The organism is Xenorhabdus sp. PB61.4 (assembly GCF_963894935.1).
In the GTDB taxonomy this organism is placed as follows: Bacteria; Pseudomonadota; Gammaproteobacteria; order Enterobacterales; family Enterobacteriaceae; genus Xenorhabdus; species Xenorhabdus stockiae.
On sequence record NZ_CAWQJR010000178.1, the window covers coordinates 1 to 25,153 of the forward strand.

Sequence of the window (25,153 nt, forward strand, 5' to 3'; positions counted from 1 at the left end):
CCATAAATGAATATATTAAATACTTACCAATCTATTAAAATAAATAGATTTTAACACTCAAAGCCAATGCAATAGAGATTAAGTTAAATATATTAATAATTATACACTTCGTCTTTCAAGTTGCCTCTTTGTTGGCTGCGCTCGCTCACCCCAGTCACATAGTTATCTACGCTCCAGGGGATTAATGAAAGGCTCCTGCCTTTCACCGGAGGCAGCCTTTGGCTGGGCAAATTCGTTCCCAACGAATTTGTCACTCCCTTGCCGCCGTGACGCATCTTGAAATCCATTGTGTATATATCTTATCCTGAACGGCCAATGGCGGGGTATCCTCCTGAACCCCACCACTTGGCAAAGCTACCCTAACGGGCAATTGCCACACTTGATTTGATATGTTTAAGGTGGACAACAATCGTAAAGGTCACAACGACCAATAATGACCATGCTCCCCATTTCCCTGCATGAACAACAGACCAAGCGCCTAACTGATTAGGATATTGCCAAACCCCAAAAAAGGTTCCGAAGTTTTCCGCTAACCAGATAAAAAAACCAATTAATATAAACGATAATAATAGCGGCATTTTTCGTTCTTTATCCAATGGCGTATAAAAAATAGTGCCACGGGCATACAACCCAAAAATAAAAGCCGTCAGATACCAGCGATAATCATCAATATAATGATGACTAAAGAAATTGATATAAATAGCCAGAGCTACCAATGTTGCCATCCAGTACGGTGGATAATGCTCAATGCGCACTTTAAAGAAGCGCCATGACTGTATAATAAAACTCCCTACAGCGGCATACATAAAACCTGTAAACAACGGGACTCCCCAAAGTTTAGTGAATGCAGCATCAGGATATTGCCATGAACTGATAGAAGCTGATGTTTTAAATAACTCCATGATAAAACCAACTAAATGGAATACACATATCGCTTTAAATTCATCCCATGTTTCAAGTTTAAATAGTATTAACAATGCCTGAAAGGCTACTGCAAAGACCAACAGCACATCATAACGCGGTATACCCAAGATACCTTTTGCCGGCACTAAAAACAAAGCTAAAAAAAAGAAACCAGCAAATAAACACGAACGGGCATTAATCAAACCAAAGAAAAGAAACTCTAAAATAAACCGTTTAACACCTGTGCTATTATTGGGCTTATGCTCCATTAATATTTTGTCAATTCTATTCAGAACATTAAATTTCTGGTACATACTTTCCATTCAATTAACCTATTGTTGTTAATTCACCACAGTAATCCCTATTTCACATCACGAATTCTAACAAAATATGGCATGTTATACACTTCGTCTTTCAGGTGGCTTTTTTATTATCTGCACGCGCTCACCCCTGCCACCGCGATACATCTTAAAATCCATTGTGTATAAAGAGCTAATATTGATTTTTCTGGTAATCGCCTGCTCTTTTATCCCGAATGACAGGCTTAACCGTTGTGTTCGTAAGGTTCACTAAAACAGAAATCACAGACTTCCTTACAAACATTTCTCATCTATTTAATCTTCAATCAGCAAAAACCTCTATAATGCTGCACTAAAAGCAGCCGCCTCCAAGCATACGTATTATTTATTTTCCGATAGCAAGGAGAAGTAACACCGTGAAATGGAATAAAGTTTTTATACTATTATTTCCGGTCAATAGACCAAACAGGCCCAGAGATCCTCTGTTACCAACCAGTGAAGTATTCAAAAGAAAATACCGGATACCTGAGGCACATTCCTTTGCCACAAAAAGGATTTCCGGCTATCAGTGTTTGCCTCCTCCTCACAGTCAATTTTCTCAACCTACGGATAAGCCCTTTGCTCAGTGCGATCTTAATTCAAAATTAATCGTCGTTGCTCATGGTTCAGATCATGGCAACCGAATTTACCACGAAGAGTTTGGCGGGCTTGATGGTGCATCATTTGCTCGTATGCTTATCGACTATGGGTTAACTCAGGTTGGTTTGATATCAATGAAAGCCTGCCAGGCGGGTAAAGGTGAGTTCTTGCCTACACTTGTTCAAACGTTAATAGAGGAAGGGGTAAAAATTGGCTGGGCAATAGGATACAAGTCAAATATAAATTTACAGGACAACTCTATCACTACATCATGCTGGGATGTATTTATCCGTCCCTGGCACAAATTACCAGATAGTCAAAGGGTTAGGATCCAACAGGGAAATGCTTTTATCCCTATTGCAAATAGTAATCGATTTAAATATCGATGATTAATAATTTAAAAATTTTCAATAAAGAATCCTGATTATCTCTGCCATAAAATAATTATCACGTCTATTTCTGTTGCCAGAAAATAAATAACCAACACGTTAAAAAAACAAAGATGATAACTTGATGCAAATCAATTTAATCATTATTGACGAAACGAAAAGTACCAGCCTCATCCAATATATCCAGCATAAAAATAGTTATACCAGATAAAAAATAACATATCCCGTAGCTAAAATGACCAGAAAAACTTCACAATGATGAGTTATGATCATGCAGTAATAAATAAAAACAGAATCATTCACTGATAAACATTAACTATTTTTCATGAGGAAGGATGTTGAAAGATTGCGAGATTATCTGTAATGATACCATGATGAATTATACCCACTAAGTCGTAAATGACAGTTTTAAATATTACGGAATCAATTACAAATAACTTGTAAACGGAATACATTCGTATAATTTATTATGAGAGCATTTAAGGGTTCTTTGAATTCGGGTTTTTATCCTCTTCACCCTTCTCAGGAGGATGTGTTTTACGAACAAGCACTTTATGAAAATAGTCCTATACATAGCCTTAGCTGGTATACATCTTTAGAAGAAAATATTGATATTGCGATTTTACAAAAAGCATGGGATCTACTGCACCAGCATATTGATACATTACGCTTGCGGATAACAATAGATTCAGATAATGAGGCTATACAATATATTCCGGAACTGAGCAAACCCGAATTAATCAGGTACTATGATGCCACAATGCAGCCTGAACCCGAAAAGCATGCTCTTACCTGGATGAGGCAGCAAACCTATATCCCTGTCAATTACTTAAAGACAACACCCTATCAAGTGACTTTAATCCGGCTGAATAATGAAAAATGTTATTTATTCACGCAATTCCACCACATTATGATAGATAGCGTTGGATTATATCGGCTTCATGAGTATATCTATCAGTTATACGGCTGCCTTAAACAAGGTATATCGACAGCATGGTTATCAGATATTCCGCAATATTTAACATCGATAGAGAACGCAAGGGATTATTTAAATAGTATTCATTATAAGGATGATAAAAATTATTGGATTGATTTTTTAAGAAAAAAAGAAATACATCACTTAACCCCTCACTATAAGAATAATGAAACCGGTTATCGCGCCCTGACACTGCCCTTTTCAGCTAAAGAAAGTTTACTGGCTTTTTGTCGTCAACATAAAACTAATTTGCTGGCCGTCTTTTCCAGCCTTGTCACCATCATGATGGCTGAACTTACAGGGCAAAAAGAGCTGATTTTTAATACCATCACACATGGCAGAAGAACAGAAACAGAGAAATATGTCGTTGGTATGCAGGCCAATGTCTATCCCGTACATTGCCATATTTCGCCAGCATCCAGTGTCATTGAACAAATCAGAGAAATGGAATCAGCTCTGAAAAACAGTTACAGACACAGCCAGTTCCCTCAATCACACCTTGCCCGACTAGCAAGTCAACAGGGTTTTTCTTTACCCGGTATTTTTATCGCCTACGACCGTTATTCAGCATCAGCCACTGAAATTAACCAGAATCAGCATTGCCATATCGATGGAATATTTAATATTTATCCCATCGCATTCCGCCTGAAAGATCACGGTTATGATCAGGAATTAAAAATAACGATAGATTATTTGCAGGCCTATTTTAATGATGCTGATATTCAAAATGCGCTCGAGCGGCTGCAAAATTTATTGGCTGCTATCATTGAGACGCCTTCTGTTCCTGTTAATGAGTTACCTATTTTATTAGAGCAGGAGCGTCAAACATTATTACATCTCCAAAAACAGGCTGATATCGCGTATCCACAGGATAAAACTCTACAACAACATTTCGAAGCTCAGGCAGCCATCAGGCCGGATAATGTGGCGGTCATGTTTGAGGATGAAACGCTGACCTATCGCCAGTTAAATGAACGGACGAATCAACTCGCAGTTGTTATTCGTGAGCGTTATCAGCAACAGCATAATCAACCGATGCCGGCTGATACGCTGGTTGCACTCTATCTGGGACGCAGCACGGAAATAGTGATCAGTATTCTGGCGGTGTTGAAAGCAGGCGGCGCTTATGTGCCTGTCTCACCGGATTATCCATCGGAACGGGTTCGGTTTATTCTGGAAGATACCCGCGCCTTCTGTGTGATCACTCAGCAAAAATACCTGCCAGTCTTGAACGAGTGTGCATCGGCACAAACTGTTCTGATTGCGGCAGATGACCGCAGCGTGACTGAACATCGCTCCACGGAAAATCCGGTATGCGCTGGGCAGGCCACCGATCTGGCTTATGTTATCTATACCTCCGGCACCACCGGGCAGCCAAAAGGCGTGTTACAGACACATAGAAATGTCGCCCGTTTATTTGCCAGTACACAGGCAGATTATCAGTTTAATCAGGATGATATCTGGGTTCTGTACCATTCCTACACCTTTGATTTCAGTGTCTGGGAATTGTGGGGAGCACTGCGCTATGGCGGATGTGTCATTATTCCGACAACAGAGTGCACTAAGGATTTTGAACAATTCAGCCGTCTCTGTTCTGCGCGGAATGTCACGGTACTGAATCAGACACCGGGGGCGTTTTATGCCTTTCTCGAGGCTTCATTAAAGGCCAGAGCTGAATTTCCCCATCTTCGCTATGTCATCTTCGGTGGAGATAAACTGAATCCGGTGCAACTGAAACCGTGGTGGGATTTTTACGGCGATCAAACCCCTGCCCTCATCAATATGTACGGGATCACTGAAACCACCGTCCATGTGACCTATAAAAAATTAACTCAGAGCGATGCAACCGCCGTCTCCTGCATCGGGCGACCACTGCGTGATATGTCTGCTTATATTCTGAATCATTCCGGGCAGCTTGCCCCTATCGGCGCGCCCGGTGAGCTGTATATCGGCGGTGCCGGACTGGCTCAGGGTTATTTAAACCGGCCGGAATTAACGGCTGAACGCTTTGTGGAAAATCCGTTTGCCACGGATAAGGAGAAAAAATCCGGTTACACCCGCTTGTATAAAACCGGCGACTTAGCCCGCTGGCTACCAAACGGGGAACTGGAATATCTGGGGCGTAATGATTTTCAGATCACAATCCGCGGTTATCGCATTGAACTGGGGGAAATTGAAAGTGCCCTCGCTTCGCATCCACAGGTAAAACAGGCGGTAGTGATTGATCGCGAATATGAAGGCAATAAGGTTCTGGTCGCTTATCTGGTTAGCCCTGAAAAACCTTCAGATGAGGCGTTAATCAGCCACTTATCTGCCCTCTTGCCTGACTATATGCTGCCTGCCAGCTTTACATACACTGAATCCATCCCACTGACCCAGAACGGTAAAGTCGATCGACGGGCATTACCAGAACCCGCTTTCGGCAATAAAGCCGGTTCTGTTTCCCCGCGTAATGAACTGGAATCCCGGCTTTGTGAGCTTTGGCAGACTATTCTGGGCGTGAAACAGGTAGGAATTGAAGATAATTTCTTCCGTCTTGGCGGGAATTCTTTGACAGCCATTAAGCTGATCAGCGCCATTCGCCAGCAATTAGGGCTGGAGGTTTCATTAAGTCAGATTTTTGAGTTTAAAACCATTGCCGGGCTTTCAGCACAGATGCAGAAAGCGACCGGTATGGTTATTACTCATATTGAGCAGGAACGTTATCCGCTGTCATTCGCTCAGGAACGAATGCTGTTTATCGAACGTTTTGAACAGGGAACTTATGTCTATCATGTTCCTTACCTCGTACAACTGGATGACAATACGGACCTGTCATTATTAGAAATCTCGATTAATCAAGTGGTTGATCGTCACCCGATCATGAAGACTGTGTACCGTACCGATGCTCACGGGCATGAATATCAACAAGTACTGGCAGAAAACCTCAGATTCAGATCACAATCCTGTCAGGATATGCATACCCTTTTACAATCAGTACGCGGCGAAATCGCCACCCCGTTTGATCTGGTCACTGAGCCAAGTCTACGTTTGTGCCACTATCAAGTGGCTGAAAACCATTACTTATTGTTCCTTTGGCATCATATTGCCACTGATGGCTGGTCTACCGATATTTTTACCACCGAACTGGCAGAAAATTATCACGCACTTCTGCAAGGACGTACCAGCCAATTACCGGTGCTGGAGATCGGCTATGGTGATTATGCACGATGGCAACGGGAATATTTACAGGGCGAAGTACATGCACAACAACTGGCTTACTGGCAACACACGCTAGCGGGCTTTGAAACGCTGGTTTTACCAACAGACTACCCCAGACCGGCACAGGTCAGTTATCAGGGCCGGGATTGTACATTTACGCTGAACCCTGTCCTTTCCGAACAGTTGCGGACGCTGGCCAAAGCAGAAGAAACTACTCTGTACACCGTTCTGCTCAGCGCTTTTTATGTCATGCTGGCGAAGCTATCCGGGCAGAATGATATCGTGCTGGGAACCCCGACGGATAATCGCCACCATACCCAGACTCAGCCTCTGATGGGCATGTTCATCAACTTACTGCCATTGCGGGCACAGTTAGAACAGACCGACAGTGTAAAAACACTGATTGGGCAAATTCATAAAGTCATTGCCGGTGCCAAAGATCATCAGGACATGCCATTTGAACAGTTGCTTGACGCGCTGGTGATGGTACGGGATACCTCCCGTCACCCGATTTTTCAGGTTATGTTTGGCTTACAGAGTTTTGGGGAAAGCCTGACAGACAACCCTGCACTGCCGTTCAGCCCGGTGGATCTGGATGACTCTTTATACAGCCCGGCCAAATTTGATTTGAGCCTGTTCTTATCGGATGGACAGACCTGTCTTACCGGTAGCCTCAATTATGCCGTCAGTCTGTTTAGTGAAGCCACCGCCGGACGATTGGCTGACTATTATCAAAGGGTGCTGGCGGCTTTTGTCGAAGACCACCAGCAAACGCTGGCTAACATTAACATCCTGTCAGAACAGGAATGCCAGACTCTGTTGCATCACTGGAATCAGACCGATGCTCCGTATCCACAGGATCAAACCCTGCAACAACTGTTTGAAACTCAGGTGGAAAAAACACCGGATAATGCAGCACTGGTATTTGAAGGCGAAACCCTGACTTATCGTCAACTGAATGAACGGGCGAACCAGCTGGCCTGTGTTATCCGGGCATATTACCGACAGCAGCATAATGAAGAGTTGCAGGCAGATATGCCGGTAGCACTTTATTTCGATCGCAGCCCGGAAATGGTGATCAGCATGCTGGCGGTGCTGAAGGCCGGTGGTGCTTATGTTCCCATTTCACCGGCCTATCCTGCCGAACGTGTCCAGTTTATTCTGGCTGATACCGCGGCATTCTGCATACTGACTCAGCAACATCATCTGACAACACTGGCAACATATTGTCAGGCGTTACCTGAACAACCGGCACTGATTGCGGCAGATGACCAAACCATCACCGCAGAGCAGCCTGTAGAAAATCCGGCACGGATCAATACCTCCACCGATTTGGCCTATATTATCTATACCTCCGGCACAACCGGACAGCCCAAAGGGGTCATGATTGAACACAACAATGTGGCTCATATGGCGGCGGCACAAACAAACATTCTGGATACCTCGAACATAAAGAAAGCTTTAATGTTTGCTGCCTATGTGTTTGATGGTTCAGTTTTTGAATTATTCCCCAGCCTATTCAGAGGGATCACACTTTACCTTTGCAGTGAAACAGAACGAAATGTCATTTCAGTTGCGCAACTCATTCAGCGTGAAGGTATCGAAGCGGCAGCCTTACCCCCCGCTATGCTGAAATTACTGACTGATACTGAGTTGCCTTCTTTGCGGATATTGGTGACAGCGGGAGAAGCGCCTTCCTCCGATTTCATTAAACATTTCAGCCAGACCAGCCGCGTACTGAATTCTTACGGCCCGACAGAAGTCACAGTGTGTGCGACTGAAAAACAATTTCAGCAGGGGGATATCCCGGCTAATATCGGCAAGGCCATTAATAACGTCCGTCTTTACGTTCTTGACGAGCAGGGTAATTTATCCCCTGTCGGCACACCGGGCGAGCTGTATATAGGCGGAGCCGGGCTGGCACGGGGGTATTTAAACCAGCCTGAACTGACCGCTGAACGTTTTGTACCTAATCACTTTGCTACCGCAGAAGACAGAACCAAAGGATATACCCGCCTGTACCGGACCGGAGACTTAGTCCGCTGGCTGCCAAATGGTGAACTGGAATATCTGGGACGCAATGATTTTCAGGTCAAAATCCGTGGCTATCGTATTGAGCTGGGTGAAATTGAAAGCACCCTTGCTTCACATCCACAGATAAAACAGGCAGTCGTGATTGATCGCGAATATGACGGCAACAAAACACTGGTTGCTTATCTGGTCACCGATGGCGAACTTACCGATGATCTATTAATCCGTTATTTATCCCCCCGTTTGCCTGAATATATGTTGCCAGCCTGCTTTAACCGTATTGATGCAATCCCTTTAACAGTGAATGGCAAAGTAGATCGCCGGGCATTACCGGAACCAGTTTTCGGCAATAAAATGGGCTATGTCGCCCCCCGTAATGCACTGGAAACCCAGCTTTGTGCTATCTGGCAGGATGTTCTGGGATTGGAACAGGTGGGCATTGAAGATAATTTCTTCCGTATCGGGGGGAACTCCCTGACCGCCATTAAGCTGACTGCGGCTATTCATCGCATTCTGGCAACTGAAATCTCACTCACTCAACTGTTTGAACTGAAAACCATCGCAGAACTGGCAATCCAAATGAGGGAGAAGAGTTATACAGTTATCCCCCATCTGGCACAGGCGCACTATCCTTTATCCTTTGCACAGGAGCGCATGTTATTTATCGAACAATTTGAACAGGGCAGCAATGCTTATCATGCGCCTTATCTACTTCAATTGGATAACGAAATTAGCCTCCCCTTATTGGAAACTGCCATCAACCGGCTGGCTGAACGCCATTCCGTGATAAAAACCGTGTACCGCCCTCATGATGAAGGCCTGATTTACCAGCAGGTGCTGAACAGGGATCTGAAAATAACCTCCCAGTCCTGCGAAAATATGGATGAGCTACTGAATGCTGCGCGCACCGAGTTAGCACGTCCATTCAACCTGACTACAGAACTCAGCCTGCGTTTATGCCACTATCAGGTGGCTGACAGTCACTATTTACTGCTGTTATGGCACCATATCGCTATTGATGGCTGGTCTATCGCTATTTTTATGGCAGAACTGGCAGAAATTTATGAGGCACTACGGGATAACCGTATCTGCCAGCTCACACCACTGGAGATCACTTACGGTGATTATGCTGTCTGGCAGCGTGATTACTTACAGGGTGACAGATATGAACATCAGCTAAGTTACTGGCAACAAACGCTGGTCGGTTATGAACCGCTGGCCTTGCCTGCTGACAATCCCAGACCTGCTCAGGTCAGCTATCAGGGACGGGATTTCAACTTTGTACTGGACACCCGGCTTTCGGAGCAATTGCGGACACTGGCAAAAACACAGGAAACCACCCTCTATACCGTGTTGCTCAGTGCCTTTTACGTCACATTAGCGAAACTCTCCGGACAGGACGATATCGTTCTGGGAACGCCAACGGATAACCGTCACCATGCCCAGACTCAGTCTCTGATTGGGATGTTCGTTAACTCGCTGGTTTTAAGGGCACAACTTGAACAAACCACCAGCGTAGAAAATCTGATTCAGCAGATCCATCAGTTAGTTGCCGAAGCCAAAGCGCATCAGGATATGCCGTTTGAACAACTGCTTGAAATACTCGGTATTGAGCGTGATACCTCACGCCATCCGATTTTTCAGGTCATGTTCGGCTTACAAAATCCCGAAGAAAGTCTGCCACAGGGAACGCCTCTGCCCTTCAGCCCGGTAATACTGGAAGAGCCTCTGTACAGCCCCGCTAAATTTGACCTGCATCTGTATTTATCCGATAGCCAAAGCGGAATTTCCGGCTGCCTGAATTATGCGGTCAGTCTGTTTAATGAAACGACCATTATGCGGCTGGCAGATATTTATCAGCGGGTACTGGTGGCTTTTGTGACAGACCAGAAACAGCCGCTATTCGGGCTGGATATCCTGTCGGGGCAGGAGCGCCATACTTTGCTGCATCGCTGGAATCAGGCTGAGATGGACTATCCGCAGGATAAAACCCTGTCGCAGCTGTTTGAAGCACAGGCAGACAAAACACCAGATAATGTGGCACTGATATTTGAGGACGAAACGCTGACCTATCGCCAGTTAAACGAACGGGCAAATCAATTAGCAGTTGTGATCCGTGAGCGTTATCAGCAACAGCATCATCAACCGATGCCGGCTGATACGCTGATTGCGCTCTATCTGGGACGCAGCCCGGAAATGGTGATCAGTATTCTGGCAGTACTGAAAGCGGGAGGCGCTTATGTGCCCGTCTCACCGGAATATCCGCCTGAACAAGTCCGGTTTATTCTGGAAGATACCCAGACTCCTTGTGTAGTGACTCAGCAACGGTATTTAGATGCGCTGAAAACATGCACACAAACAGGGATGAAACAGCCCGCCCTGATTACGGTAGATGATCCGGTTGTGGCACAAAACCCGTCAACGGAGAATCTGGCCTTCACGCATCAGGCAACTGATCTGGCCTATGTTATCTATACCTCCGGCACCACCGGGCAGCCAAAAGGCGTGTTGCAGACGCATGAAAATGTCGCCCGCTTATTTGCCAGCACACAGGCAGATTACCAGTTTAATCAGAATGATATCTGGGTGCTGTATCATGCTTACACTTTCGATTTCAGTGTCTGGGAATTATGGGGCGCATTGCTCTATGGCGGACGCCTGATTATCCCGACTATTGAATGTACCAAGGATTTCGACCGGTTCAGCCGCCTTTGTTCAGATCAGAACGTCACCGTGCTGAACCAGACGCCGGGCGCATTTTATGCCTTTATTGACGCTGCACTGAATATAAAAGCAGAATTCCCTCACCTTCGTTATGTGATCTTCGGTGGTGATAAACTGAATCCGGCACAACTGAACCCCTGGTGGAATCATTACGGCGATCAGACTCCTGCCCTTATCAATATGTACGGGATCACCGAAACCACTGTCCATGTAACCTATAAGAAATTAACCCGAAACGATGCCACAACAGTCTCCTGCATCGGGCGACCACTGCGTGACATGTCCGCCTATATTCTGAATCAATACGGGCAACTGGCTCCGATTGGTACACCGGGCGAGCTGTATATCGGTGGCGCAGGGCTGGCGCGGGGCTATTTAAACCGACCGGAACTCACCGCTGAACGTTTTGTGCAGACTCCTTTTGCCTCGGAGAAAGACCAAGAACGCGGTTACACCCGTCTGTATAAAACCGGCGACTTGGCCCGCTGGCTGCCAAATGGTGAGCTGGAATATCTGGGACGTAACGATTTTCAGGTTAAGATCCGGGGTTATCGTATTGAGCTGGGTGAAATCGAAAGCGCCCTTGCTTCACATCCACAGATAAAACAGGCCGTCGTGGTTGATCGTGAATATGACGGTAACAAAACGCTGGTCGCTTATCTGGTCATCAGTGGTGAACTTGCACATGATGCATTAACCCGTTATTTATCCTCCCGTCTGCCTGAATATATGCTGCCTGCCAGTTTTACCCCTATTGAGGTGATCCCCCTGACCAAAAACGGTAAAGTCGATCGCCGGGCATTACCGGAGCCGGTTTTCGGCAATAAAACCGGTTATGTTGCTCCCCGCAATGCGCTGGAAGCTCAACTGTGTACCATTTGGCAGGATGTTCTGGGGCTGGAACAGGTGGGGATTGAAGATAATTTCTTCCGTATCGGCGGGAACTCCCTGACCGCCATTAAGCTGACCGCCGCGATCCGCCGCATTCTGACAACTGAAGTCTCACTGGCACAATTATTTGAGCTGAAAACCATCGCAGGTCTGGTCACGCAGATGGAGAAACAGACTTATACGGTTATTCCGCATCTGGCCCTGAATCGTTATCCTTTATCCTTTGCTCAGGAACGGATGTTGTTTATCGAGCAGTTTGAACAAGGTTCCGATACCTACCATATTCCTTATCTGGTTCAGCTGGATGATGAAACCTGTCTGCCTGTATTAGAAGCCGCCATTAATCGGCTGGCTGAGCGCCATTCAGTCATAAAAATGGTGTACCAGCCTGATGATGAAGGCCAGATTTATCAGCAGGAAATGGATTGTAATCTGGTTATTCAGTCTCAGCCCTGTGAAACGATGGAAACGCTGCTAAGTAACGTGCAGGCTGAGATAGCCACACCATTTGATCTGTCTGATGAGCCTAGCCTGCGCCTGCGTCACTATCAGGTCGCTGACAGCCACTATTTATTGCTGTTGTGGCACCATATCGCCTTTGATGGCTGGTCTGCCGATATTTTCACCAATGAACTGGCGGAGATTTACCCTGCCCTACGGGATGGCCGTGACTACCAGCTCACTCCTCTGGAGATCAACTACGGAGATTATGCTGTCTGGCAACGCCATTATTTGCAGGGTGATAACTATGAACAGCAGCTTGCTTACTGGCAACAAACGCTGGCGGGTTATGCTTCACTGAATTTACCCACTGATTACCCCAGACCTGCGCAGGTAAATTATCAGGGGCAGGATTTCAGTTTTGAGCTGGATATCGCCCTCTCGGAACAGTTGCGGACACTGGCAAAATCACAGGAAACCACTCTCTATACCGTGTTGCTCAGTGCCTTTTACGTCACGCTGGCGAAACTCTCCGGACAGGACGATATCGTTCTGGGAACGCCAACGGATAACCGCCACCATGCCCAGACTCAGCCTCTGATTGGCATGTTCGTTAACTCGCTGGTTTTAAGGGCACAGCTTGAAAAAACCACCAGCGTGGAAACGCTGATTAAGCAGACGCATCAGCAGGTGAGCGAAGCCAAAGCGCATCAGGATATGCCTTTTGAACAACTTATTGATGCCCTGAACCTTGAGCGTGATACCTCACGTCACCCAATTTTTCAGGTGATGTTCAGTGCTCAGAGTGAGCCCCAGTCAAGCGAAACCCGTCTGCCATTTTGTTCGGTAACTCTGGATAAACCGCTATACAGCCCTGCCAAATTTGACCTGAGCCTGTTTTTATCCGATGGAAAAACCGGCATTACGGGTTGCCTGAATTACGCAATCAGCCTGTTTAACGAAAACACCATCACGCGGCTGGCAGCCAGTTATCAGCGGGTACTGAGCGCTTTTGTGGCCGATCAGCAACAAGCCTTATCCAGAATTGATATTTTATCTGCGCAGGAGCGACATACCCTGCTACACGGCTGGAATCAGACGGCTGCCCCATACCCGCAGGATAAAACCCTGCCACAGCTGTTTGAAGCACAGGCCCACCAACATCCCGAAGCCATCGCCGTTATCTTTGAAGACCAAAGCATCAGCTACAGCGAACTCAACCGACGAGCCAATCAGCTGGCTCATCATCTGATTGCGCTGGGGGTACGCCCTGATGACCGTGTCGCTATTTGCCTTGAGCGCAGCCCGGAGATGATTGTGGGATTACTCGCTATTCTCAAGGCAGGCGGGGCATATGTGCCGCTCGATCCTACCTACCCGACTGAACGGCTCAGCTTTATGCTGGCGGATGCAGCGCCGGTCGCCCTGCTGACTCAAACCACACAGACGGATAAATTAACCGGCTCCGTCACCACGGTATTGCTCGATGAGCAGGCTCAATTCCTTGCTACTCTGCCGGATACAAATCCTGATACGCAGTCCTTAGGACTGACATCACGTCATCTGGCTTATGTCATTTACACATCCGGTTCTACCGGACAGCCAAAAGGCGTGATGGTGGAGCATCGGAATGTCCTGCGACTGATTATCAATAATGGCTTTGCTGACATAGACTCTGCTGACTGCGTTGCCCATTGTGCTAACCCATCATTTGATGCCGCTACATGGGAAATCTGGTCTGCCCTACTAAACGGCAGCCGCTTGTATATTGTATCTTCATCGGTCTTGCTAGACCCTCTTCGTTTCCGCGACATCCTGATTAAAGGTAAAGTGACCGCGTTATGGCTCACCGTCGGCTTGTTTAACGAGTACCTTGACCCTCTTCTTCCGGTATTCGGACAACTACGCTATTTACTTGTCGGGGGTGATGTTCTAAATCCGCAGAAGATAAAACAGGTCCAGTTGGCAGAAACCTCACCTGTTCACCTGATTAACGGCTATGGCCCAACAGAAACAACCACTTTTGCCGCCACTTATACAATGACGGAAACAGTTGATGTAGCACAATCTATCCCTATCGGTCGTCCGATTGCCAATACCCGGATTTATTTACTGAACACAGATGAACAACCTGTGCCCATTGGAGCAATCGGAGAACTTTATATTGGCGGAGACGGCGTTGCCCGAGGTTACCTGAACCAGCCTGAACTGACAGCAGAACGTTTCCTGACCGATCCGTTCTCTCCGGAACCGAACGCCCGTATGTATAAAACCGGCGATCTCGCCCGCTGGTTACCGGACGGCAATATTGAATACCTTAGCCGCAACGATTTTCAGGTGAAGCTACGTGGGTTCCGTATCGAACTGGGGGAAATCGAAAACGCCCTGACCGCTCACCCACAGGTAAAACAGGCCGTAGTTATTGATCGGGAACATAACAACCATAAGGTGCTGGTAGCCTATCTGGTGACAGAAGGTACACTGTCCAGTGACAGCCTGATGGAATATCTCTCTTCCCGCTTACCGGAATATATGCTGCCTGCCAGCTTTAGCGTTATAGAATCTATTCCGCTGACGCTGAACGGCAAAGTGGATCGCCGCGCCCTGCCAGAGCCAATCTGGAGCGTTCAGGAGCACTATATTGCGCCTCGCAATGCACTGGAAATTCAGCTGTGTCATATCTGGCAGGATGTGTTAGGTCTGGAGCAGATTAGCGTTGAGGATAATTTCTTCCGTATTGGTGGCGATTCGATTGTCAGCATCCAGCTGGTTTCTAAACTGCGTCAGGCCGGTTTTACCCTTCAGGTGAAAGCCATTTTTGAAGCGCCTACAGTCGCACAATTAGCCCGATTGCTGACTCAGACGGTTTCTTCCGAGAAAGTTATTGCTGAACAAGGGTTGCTAACCGGAGAATTTGATCTGTTGCCTGTCCAGCAGACTTTCTTTGACTGGGATTTCGCCAATGCACACCACTGGAATCAGGCCTTTATGGTTCAGATACCCGGTCATATTAAATCTGCGCAGGTTGAACAAGCACTGATAATGCTGACTGAACGACACGACATGCTACGTACCCGTTTTATTAAGACCGAAAACGGCTACCGCCAGTGTTATTCCGCAGAAATACCGGACTCACCTTCTCTTTTACAACATGGTGATATCCGTGAGTTCAATCAGGAAGGGCTGCATCAACAACTCACCCAATGGCAAAGCGGGTTCGATTACCACAACGGGCCATTATGGCAGGCGGCTCATCTGATTGGCTACGCAGATGGCAGTGCCCGGTTATTTTTTGCCTTCCACCATCTGATTATTGATGCCGTATCGTGGCGAATTATTACCGAAGATATGCGTTTACTCCTGCAGGGTATGGCGTTGCGCCCAAAAACCAGCAGTTATCGCCAATGGGTAGCCGCAGTACATCATTACGCCGAACAGTATCAGAATGAGATTACCTACTGGCAACAGGTGATGGCAGGCCATGATGTTAAACCAGCACAGGATAACATCACCCGTCACCCATTAAGTCTTTCTGTGGAGACGACAGATATTCTGCTGCATGAAGCCAACACGGGTTATCACACTGAAATTAACGATTTACTTCTGAGTGCGCTGGCGCTGGCTTTGCAGGAAGTCTTCGCACAACCCGTCAATCACATTACGCTGGAAGGACACGGGCGGGAACATATCGATAACACACTGGATGTTTCTGAAACCGTGGGCTGGTTTACCACGCTGTATCCGGTTCAGTTGCAAACACAGTCTGATATTGCCGAAACCATTATTCATACCAAAGAGATGCTGCGTGGTGTTCCGAACAAAGGTATCGGTTATAGCACGCTGCATCAGGCGGGGTATCTGACCGGTGATTTACCGGCTATCAGTTTCAACTATCTCGGTCAGCTAGGAGGAGCCAGCCATCAGGATTGGAGCATCACCAGCGATGATTGCGGGAATGCGATAGCCAGTGAAAATAGCAGCCATTTATTACTGGGCATCAATGGCGCAATTCAGGCCGGGAGACTGCAATTCAGTGTGGATTCCCGTCTGCCGCCAAACCAGACAACAATGTTTATCACCGCATTTGAGCAAATGCTCAACCGCGTTATCGCCATTGCTCAGGCACAGGAGCAATCAGGAGGGATAAAAACGCCCAGTGATTATGGTATTGAAGGGCTTTCAGTCAGGTCATTAAATCAGCTTCAACAGCAGTATAAAATTGAAGCCCTGTATCCCGCCACCAGCCTGCAACAAGGTTTTGTCTACCATTATCTGTCTCAGCCGCAGGATGATGCCTATCGCGTACAATGGTTGCTGGATTATCACACCGATGTTGACATTGCCGCCTACCAACAGGCGTGGGCGCTGGCTTCGTTTCGTTTCCCTACTCTCAGAACCGCCTTTGACTGGGAAGGGAAAATATTACAGGTTATTACAACCGGAGCCAGTATTGGTTCGGCTAACTTCAGAAGAGAAGATCTCACCCAATTATCAGAAGCCGAACGCAACCGGGTGATTGACGAAATTCAGCAAACTGACCGTACCCTGCCGTTTGATCTGAGTCAGCCCGGTTTGGTTCGTTTCACGATGATTCAACAACGTGAACAACTGACTACAGTGCTTGTCACGCTGCACCACAGCATTATCGATGGCTGGAGTACGCCGATTTTATTACAGGCTGTACATGAGTATTACAACGCCATCATTCAGGGCGAACTGCCTGCAATCACGGCGGATCAAGCCTATCCGGCTACCCAGCAATATTATCTGGATCATAAAGCAGAATCAGACCGTTACTGGACAGAGCGTAAACCTCAGTTCCAGGGAGCCAATGATTTTTCAGCTTTACTGAGCCATTCCATTGATTTAACACAGGTAAAAACCGTTGAAAAACCCGCTGCACAGTTACTGACTCTAAAGGACAGCGCCTATCATCAGCTTAAAGAGATCTGCCGGACTCAGGGCGTAACCCTGAATGTCGCACTACAATTTGCCTGGCATAAACTCCTGCATAGCTACACGAGTGATGAACAGACCATTGTCGGTACAACCGTATCCGGCCGTGATGTGCCCGTGGAGGGTATTGCGGACAGTGTTGGTCTGTATATCAATACATTACCGCTGATGGTGCAATGGGATCACACCGACAGTGTGGCAACGGTTTTACAGGCCATTCAGCAGGATATTGCTGCTCTCAACAGCCACAGTGATATTGCCCTGTCCAGCCTGCAATCTGACGGTGAGCGGTTATTCCACAGCCTGCTGGTCTTTGAGAACTACCCTGTTCCGGCGGTAAGTGAAGATATGGCCGGTATCGAACATACCCTGACATTCCGTAAAGCGGTCGAAAAAGTCGATTATCCGGTGCTGATAATGGCCTATGAACACGATAACAAGCTGGTTATCAAATTCAGTTACGGGGAAGACTGGCTGACAGAAGAACAGGCGCAGCATTTACTCTGTCAGCTTGAACGTATCCTGTATGCGGTAGCCAGTAATCCACACCAGCCACATACGTCAGTCTCTTTCCTCAGCGAAGAAGAACGTCTGACTCTTCTGTACCGCTGGAATGAAACAGCGGCCCCTTATCCACAGGATAAAACCCTGCCACAGCTGTTTGAAGCTCAGGCTGACCAACATCCCGATGCCATCGCCGTGATCTTTGAAGATCAAAGCATCAGCTACAGCGAACTCAACCGGCGAGCCAATCAACTGGCACATCACCTGATTGCGCTGGGGATACGTCCTGATGACCGGGTAGCCGTTTGTCTTGAACGCAGCCCGGAAATGGTGGTGGGGTTACTCGCCATTCTCAAGGCAGGTGGAGCTTATGTCCCGCTCGATCCAGCCTATCCGACTGAACGTCTCAGCTTTATGCTGGAAGATTCAGCACCGGTTGCCCTGCTGACACAAACCACACAGGCGGATAAATTATCCGGCTCCGTCACCACGGTATTGCTTGATGCGCAGGCGACAGAGCTTGCCACTTTGCCGGACACGGATCCTGATACGCAGGCATTAGGGCTGACATCACGCCATCTGGCTTATGTCACCTATACCTCCGGCTCGACAGGTTTACCGAAAGGCGTCATGGTGGAGCACCGCAATGTTCTTCGCCTGATTATCAATAATGGCTTTGCCGATATCGGGCCGGATGACTGCATTGCGCATTGTGCCAATATTTCATTTGATGCCGCTACATGGGAAGTGTGGTCAGGGTTAGTGAATGGTGCCCGTATCCTGCTGGTGCCGGAGAAAACCCTGTTACAGCCTGCTGAATTCGGTCAGTGCCTGTCAACCGCCGGTGTCAGTGCGCTGTTTCTGACCACCGCACTGTTTAATCAGTATGCCGACCTGATTGCCCCTGCACTGTCAGGACTGCGTTATGTCCTGTTCGGCGGTGAAAAGAGTGATAATCGAGCCGCCATGCGCCTTCGGGCAGAGCATTCCCCTCAACATTTACTGCATGTCTACGGGCCAACAGAAACGACCACGTTTGCCACAGCCTACGATATGCCACGGATGGAAAGCGGGAAACTGCCCATCGGGCAGCCCATCAATAATACCCGCATCTATATTCTGGATAATCAGGGCCAGCCCGTTCCCGCAGGTGTGCCCGGTGAAATCCATATTGGCGGAGACGGCGTTGCGCGGGGTTATCTGAACCGACCTGAGCTGACAACAGAGCGTTTCCTGACCGATCCGTTCTCTCCGGAACCCAACGCTCGCATGTACAAAACCGGTGATCTCGCCCGCTGGTTACCGGACGGTAATATTGAATACCTTAGCCGCAACGATTTTCAGGTTAAGTTGCGCGGGTTCCGCATCGAACTGGGGGAAATCGAAAGTGCCCTCACATCCCACCTACAGGTGAAACAAGCGGTGGTGATTGACCGGGAGCATCATGGTCATAAAGCGCTGGCCGCTTATCTGGTAACAGACGAGCAGATCTCCGATGAAAGCCTGCTGGATTACTTATCGGCCCACCTGCCGGATTATATGTTACCGGCCAGTTTTACCCGGATTGACGCTATTCCGCTGACCCTGAATGGCAAAGTAGACCGCCGCGCCTTGCCTGATCCGGTTTGGGGAGATCGCGATAATTATGTTGCCCCCCGCAATGCACTGGAAACCCGGCTGTGCACTCTCTGGCAGGAAGTTTTAAGGCTGGAGCGGATAAGTATTGATGATAACTTTTTCCGCATTGGCGGTGATTCGATTATCAGTATCCAGCTGGTCTCGAAACTACGGCAGGCGGGTTTTACTCTTCAGGTTACCTCAATTATTGAGGCACCGACGGTGGCTCAGTTAGCCCAATTACTGATGCAGGATACCTCTGCTGATACAATCACCGCGGAACAGGGAATCTTAAACGGGGAATTTGACCTGTTACCTGTCCAGCAAATGTTCTTCGACTGGGCACTGCCAAATCCACACCACTGGAATCAGGCCTTTATGGTTCGGTTACCCGGCGATATCAAATCCGCTCAGATTGAACAGGCGCTGACGGCACTGGCTGAGCGGCATGATATGTTACGCGCTCATTTTGTCAGAACAGAACAGGGCTATCGCCAGTGTTACCCGGCCAAGATGCCATCTTCATCGCTCCCGTTACCGAACTGTGATATTCGTGGATTAGATAAGGAAGCACTCCATCAACAACTGACTGCATGGCAAAACCACTTTAATTACGATAATGGGCCATTGTGGCAGGCTGCCCATCTGACCGGCTACACAGATGGCAGTGCGCGCTTATTCTTCGCTGCACATCACCTGATTATTGATGTCGTCTCGTGGAGGATTATTGCCGAAGATATCCGGCGGATATTGCAGGGCGAAACCCTACCCGCCAAAACCAGCAGCTACCGGCAGTGGGTGAAGGCAATCCGCCAGTATGCCGAGCAGCATCAACAGGAGATTACCTACTGGCAACAAGCGCTGGCAGAAACTTCTGCTCACACGGCTTCTGATAACATCAGCCAACATACCCTGAGTATTTCCGTTGCACTGACGGGCATTTTACTGCGGGAAGCTAACGCCGGTTATCAGACCGAGATTAATGATTTATTGCTGAGCGCACTGGCACTGGCTCTACCGGAGGTATTCTCACAATCCGTTAACTCCATCACGCTGGAAGGCCACGGGCGCGAAAATATCGACCAGACACTGGATGTTTCTGAAACCATTGGCTGGTTTACTACCTTATATCCTGTTCGTCTGGCAATGCAGGAGGATATTGCTGACACCATTATTCACACCAAAGAGATGCTGCGCGCCGTCCCCAATAAGGGAATCGGTTACGGCGCATTACGTCAGGCGGGTGCTCTGGCCGGGGATTTACCGGCCATCAGTTTCAACTATCTGGGCCAACTGGGGGGTGAAAGCGAACAATATTGGGCCCTGACCCGCGACGATACGGGCAACACCTCGGCAGACGAAAATCATAGTCATCTGCTGCTGAACATCAACGGACTGGTTCAGGCCGGTCAGCTACAATTCCAGATTGGTTCCCGTTTAACTGCGGATCAGACACAGACATTTATCGCCGCCTTTGAACAGGCGCTACGTTCTGTCATCACCACCGCCCAGAAACAAGCGCAATCCGGTGGTATAAAAACCCCTGCGGATTATGGTATCAAGGGGCTTTCCATCAAGTTGCTGCGCCAGCTTCAACAGGTGTATCAGATTGAAGCCCTGTACCCCGCCACCAGCCTGCAACAGGGTTTTATTTATCATCATCTGGCCCAGCCGCAGGACGATGCTTATTGCGTTCAGATATTGTTGGATTACCACACTCAACTCGATTTTGCTGCCTACCAGCAAGCATGGTCACTGGCTTCACTGCGTTTTCCTATCCTCAGAACCGCCTTTAACTGGACGAAAGAGGTGCTACAAATTATTACTGAGGGAGCGAGTATCAGTACCGCCAACTTCAGCATGAAAGATATCCGCTCATTACCGGAGGATGAACGACACAAAGCCATCAGTACAATTCAACAACGGGATCGCGCCCTGCCGTTTGATTTCAGCCTCCCCGGATTGATTCGCTTTACCCTGATCCAACAGCATGAGCAACTGGTTACAGTGCTCACCACCCTGCACCACAGTATTATCGATGGCTGGAGTAATCCGATTTTATTGCAGGCAGTACATGAGTATTACAACGCCATCATTCAGGGAAATATGCCTGAAATAAGGGTAGATCAAGCCTATCCGGCTACCCAGCAATATTATCTGGATCATCAGGCCGAATCAGACCGCTACTGGGCAGAACGCAAAGCGCAATTTCAGGGCACCAATGATCTTTCAGCACTGTTAAGCCATCGTGTTGATTTAACCCAGATAAAAACCATTGAACATCCTGCCGAGCAAGGGATTATTCTACAGGGCAGCGCTTATGAGCAGCTAAAAAATACCTGCCGGGCGCAGGGCGTGACGCTGAATGTGGCCCTGCAATTTGCCTGGCATAAACTCCTGAACAGTTATACCGGCGATGATCAAACGATTGTCGGTACAACCGTATCCGGCCGTGATGTGCCCGTGGAAGGTATTGCGGACAGTGTCGGCCTGTATATCAATACCCTGCCGCTGATGGTGCAATGGGATCACACCGACAGTATAGCGGCTGTTTTACAGGTGATTCAGCAGGATATCGCCGCCCTGAACAGCCACAGCGCGGTATCGCTTTCCGGTCTGCAATCTGACGGAGAGCGGTTATTCCACAGCTTACTGGTCTTTGAAAACTATCCGGTTCCGGTAGCAGATGAAAATAACTCGGGCATTGAGCATACCGTGGCATTCCGCCAGTCGGTGGAAAAAGTGGACTATCCGCTGTCACTCATGGCCTATGAACAGGATAACCGTTTAGTTATCAAACTCAGTTACGGTGAAGACTGGCTGACGGAAGAACAGACTCAGCGCCTGTTGGATCAGCTTGAACGCATTCTGTCTGCGGTGATGTATGCCCCAGACCAACCTCATACTGAAATCACCTTCTTCAGCGAGGAGGAACGCCATACCTTACTGCACAGCTGGAACCAGACCAATGTCCCGTATCCACAGGATAAAACCCTGCAACAGCTGTTTGAAACACAAGTGGAAAAGACACCGGACAATGTGGCACTGGTGTTTGAGAACGAAACCCTGACCTACCGCCAGTTAAACGAGCGGGCCAATCAGCTGGCTTACGTAATCCGCGAATGTTATCAGCAACAGAGTAATAAGATGATGCGCGCAGATACCCCGATAGCCCTTTATTTCGACCGTAGTCCGGAAATGATTATCAGTATTCTGGCGGTGCTGAAAGCTGGTGGCGCTTATGTGCCTATTTCACCGGAATATCCTGCCGAACGGGTACGGTTTATTCTGTCGGATACAGCCGCTGGTTGTGTACTGACTCAGCAACGACACTTCATCACGCTCAAAACTTACTGTCAGTCACATAAAGAACAGCCGTTACTGATAGTAACTGATGACCTAACAGTCACGACAACTCAGCCCGTGGAAAATCCGGCTCAGATAAATTCAGCCTCTGACTTAGCCTATATCATCTATACTTCCGGCACGACGGGGCAGCCCAAAGGCGTGATGGTAGAACATACCAGCGTCAACAACCTGAGTCAGTTTATTATCCGAACCCATTCACTGCATCCACAAACCCGGACATTGTTTTTCGCCAACTACGTTTTTGATGCCTCAGTTTTTGAGATTTTCCCGGCCCTGACCGCGGGAGCATCTTTATATATCGCTCCTGCCACAGTAACAGTGAATAGTGAGCAATTGCTGGCATTTATCAATGCCCATACAATAACCCGAGCATTTATCCCAACCGCTCTAATGAATCATTACTCCGCTGATTTATTCCGCTCTTCCCTGCAAATTATCCATACAGGAGGAGAAACTCTGAATGCCCTGAATTTGCCACCGGAAATCACCTTATTTAATCAGTATGGCCCGACAGAAATCACTGTCTGTGCAACCCAAAACTTATTGAAAGGAGATGACCTATCCATTGGCAACGGTATTGACAACACTCGCCTGTATGTTCTTGATAGTCATGGCAACCCTGTCCCTGTCGGCGCACCGGGGGAGCTGTATATCGGTGGTGCGGGTGTCGCCCGGGGATATTTAAACCAGCCAGAGTTAACCGCTGAACGCTTCGTGGTAAATCCATTTGCCACAGATGAAGATAAAATTCAGGGCTATACCCGCCTGTATAAAACGGGCGATCGGGTACGCTGGCTACCGGACGGCAAACTGGAATATCTGGGCCGCAATGATTTTCAGGTTAAAATTCGTGGCTTCCGCATTGAGTTGGGTGAAATTGAAAGTGTCCTGTCCTCGCACCCACAGGTGAAACAGACGGTCGTGGTAGATCATGAATATGACGGAAATACTGTACTGATCGCTTATCTGGTGACAGACGACAGAGTGTCTGATGACACCCTGCGCGGCTACATTTCTTCCCGTCTGCCTGAATATATGCTGCCTGCCAGCTTTACCCGTATTGAGTCCATCCCGTTGACCGTGAATGGGAAGCTGAACCGCCGCGCCCTGCCAGAACCAGTCTGGGAAAATAGCGATCGCTATGTCGCCCCACGCAATGAACTGGAAACCCAGTTATGCGCCATCTGGCAGGATATTCTGGGGCTGAAACAAGTCGGTATTGAGGATAATTTCTTCCGTATCGGCGGAAACTCACTGGTAGCCATTAAACTTACCTCCGCGATCCGCGATACCCTGCAAATTGATATTCCGTTAAATATTTTGTTTAGCGGTAAATCTATTTCTTCGTTATCGCAATGGCTGGAAACAGATGCAGACCATGCTCAACCCGGCTTACTGAATTTCTTCACAGCGGAGTCAACCGCCACCAATAAGCTATTTATGATCCATCCGGCCAATGGCGGCAGTGAAGTTTATGAGCCGCTGGTAAGTGCACTGTCTGATACCTATAATTGCATCGGCATTAACAACTATAACCTCAGCACAGATAATCCAACGGATTCACTGTATCAGTTGGCTAAGATTTATAGGAAATTAATGCTGGCAGAAACTACTATTGATCAGTCTATTTATATTCTGGGCTGGTCACTAGGCGGGCAGTTAGCAATGGAAATAGCCTTTCAGTTAGAGCAACTGGGTGCAACAAAAATTCAGCTATTTTTATTGGATACTTTACTCAATAACGAGGAAATAAAAGCACTCAGAGATAAATTAGATATCTCAGAAATAAATGAAGTAGTGACTGAAAACTTGCAGAAACTGGGAGCTACAAATACCTATATCAACAAGATATTGGAGATTATGCCATTTGAAAATTCTATCGCCAATTGTGAATTAAGCGGTAAATTGAACCGGACCAACATTACTTTATTTAAAGCCGGTCAGGTGAACTCATTAAATAAAGGCGAAATAGAACTACAAATAAGCGAGTTAATCATAGAGATACCGGATAATAATATTTCTCAATGGTCAGCCAAGCCAATAGTAGTTAAGCAGGTTACTGATTATTATCACGAAAATATGATTGATGCGGTTTACCCTATCAGTACTGAAGCCGTTAATTTATTAGGAAGTAAGGAAGAAGTACTGTTGTAAAATAACGGTTATTGACGAGGCTGGTAATACCAGCCTCGTTAGATTGAACAATGACTTAT

3 protein-coding genes are annotated in these 25,153 nt (G+C 47.5%); 2 read left to right on the forward strand and 1 reads right to left on the reverse strand.

All coding sequences use genetic code 11. The annotated features are described in order from the left end of the window. Nucleotides 1-359 precede the first annotated feature (359 nt). The gene (locus AACX68_RS14175) at nt 360-1,226 is read right to left on the reverse strand and encodes a DUF817 domain-containing protein (protein WP_228859554.1); all 867 of its coding nucleotides are present in this window, start codon (nt 1,224-1,226) and stop codon (nt 360-362) included. A 392-nt stretch (nt 1,227-1,618) separates the two neighbouring features. On the opposite strand from AACX68_RS14175, the gene AACX68_RS14180 reads away from it, so the two are divergent. Both AACX68_RS14180 and AACX68_RS14185 read left to right on the forward strand, forming a co-directional pair. Continuing rightward, nucleotides 1,619-2,230, forward strand: coding sequence for a hypothetical protein (locus tag AACX68_RS14180; RefSeq protein ID WP_228859555.1), 612 nt, complete (start codon nt 1,619-1,621; stop codon nt 2,228-2,230). A 469-nt stretch (nt 2,231-2,699) separates the two neighbouring features. Further along, nucleotides 2,700-25,094, forward strand: coding sequence for a non-ribosomal peptide synthase/polyketide synthase (locus AACX68_RS14185; protein ID WP_255705601.1), 22,395 nt, complete (start codon nt 2,700-2,702; stop codon nt 25,092-25,094). The last annotated feature ends 59 nt before the right edge of the window (nt 25,095-25,153 follow it).